The organism is Enterococcus sp. C65 (assembly GCF_040887165.1).
GTDB lineage: Bacteria > Bacillota > Bacilli > Lactobacillales > Enterococcaceae > Enterococcus_B > Enterococcus_B hirae.
In genome coordinates, this window is the sequence record NZ_JBFOFG010000036.1 from 1 (window position 1) to 600 (window position 600).

The window sequence follows — 600 nt, forward strand, 5'->3', positions numbered from 1 at the left end:
ACAGAAACTGTTTGGTTTTCAGCCAATAAGTTGCCACTTCCATCATAGAAATTCATTGTTACTTGATCATCAGCTTTGATTAGATCTGGCTTCACATAATAACTGATTGCCCCATCCTTAAAGCTCCCACCTTTACTGATCAGTTTACCATTGACAAATAAGTGTCCTTGGTGGACTTGGGTATCAGAACCATAGGCTCCTTTGATCGTTTGTGTGCCGATTTTATAAGTCAATTCGTTGATTTCAGCTGTTGGTGTTTGAATAGTGACATCAATCTCTGATCCTGGAATTTGCTGTCCTCGATTGTTGGCACCCATCAAGACTACTTGATCATCTTCTGACACTTTAAGGTTTCCTACATAATAACTGAACTTGCCATCTTTGAAGCTACCACCTTGACTAACTTTTTCGCCATTGACCAACAAGATTCCTTGGTAAACATCGCCTGTGTAGTTTCCTTCGATCACTGTACTGATTCCCACACGATGGGCTTCTGTCAATTGACCCAGTTGTTCTCCTATAGTTACTGGTTGTGGGTCCCCTAGTGGTGTATCGAATTTATCATAGCCTTGAATCGTTGCTTGATCCCCTGCTTTGATG

1 protein-coding gene is annotated in these 600 nt (G+C 41.3%); it reads right to left on the reverse strand.

Going from position 1 to position 600, the window contains the following annotated elements; translation table 11 throughout:
• On the reverse strand, positions 1-600 hold a 600-nt coding region (locus tag AB3I12_RS13420; RefSeq protein ID WP_368015672.1), incomplete at both ends, for an immunoglobulin-like domain-containing protein.